1 protein-coding gene is annotated in these 1,065 nt (G+C 65.0%); it reads left to right on the forward strand.

Going from position 1 to position 1,065, the window contains the following annotated elements:
• Complete coding sequence (locus ACFWA7_RS40015) at positions 1-1,065, forward strand: 2-oxoacid:ferredoxin oxidoreductase subunit beta (RefSeq protein ID WP_385828098.1); 1,065 nt, start codon at positions 1-3, stop codon at positions 1,063-1,065.

A 1,065-nucleotide genomic window follows, 5' to 3' on the forward strand; every position in this document is an offset into this window, starting at 1 on the left:
ATGACTGAGACGACGACACGCACCCTGCTCTCCCTGGTCCCCAAGACCGAGACCCCGCAGTCCATGAAGGACTTCAAGTCGGATCAGGAAGTGCGCTGGTGCCCCGGCTGCGGTGACTACGCCGTCCTCGCCGCCGTACAGGGCTTCATGCCCGAACTCGGCCTCGCCAAAGAGAACATCGTCTTCGTCTCCGGCATCGGCTGCTCCAGCCGCTTCCCCTACTACATGAACACCTACGGGATGCACTCCATCCACGGACGCGCCCCCGCCATCGCCACCGGCCTCGCCACCAGCCGCCAAGACCTCTCCGTCTGGGTCGTCACCGGCGACGGCGACGCCCTCTCCATCGGCGGCAACCACCTCATCCACGCCCTCCGCCGCAACGTCAACCTCAAAATCCTGCTCTTCAACAACCGGATCTACGGCCTCACCAAGGGCCAGTACTCCCCCACCTCAGAAATCGGCAAAATCACCAAGTCGACCCCCATGGGATCCCTCGACGCACCCTTCAACCCCGTCAGCCTCGCACTCGGAGCCGAAGCCACCTTCGTCGCCCGCACCATCGACTCCGACCGCAAACACCTCACCGAAGTACTGCGACAGGCCGCGGACCACCCCGGCACCGCCCTCATCGAGATCTACCAGAACTGCAACATCTTCAACGACGGCGCCTTCGACACCCTCAAAGACCACGAACAAGCCCAGGACGCCGTCATCCGCCTCCAACACGGCCAACCCATCCTCCTCGGCACCAACAACAGCAAGGGCATCATCCGCGACCACACCACCGGCGACCTGAAGATCGTCGAAGTCACGCCGCAGAACGAGTCACAGATCCTCATCCACGACGCCCACAACGCCACCCCCACCACCGCCTTCGCCCTCTCCCGCCTCGCCGACCCCCAGACCCTCCACCACACCCCCATCGGCGTCCTGCGCAGCGTGACCCGCCCCGTCTACGACACCCAGATGGCCGACCAGCTCGACACCGCCACCGAACAGCATGGCAAGGGCGACCTCGACGCCCTCCTCACCGGCAACGACACCTGGACCGTCCCCGGTTAG

The organism is Streptomyces sp. NPDC059994, assembly GCF_042737755.1.
Lineage (GTDB): Bacteria > Actinomycetota > Actinomycetes > Streptomycetales > Streptomycetaceae > Streptomyces.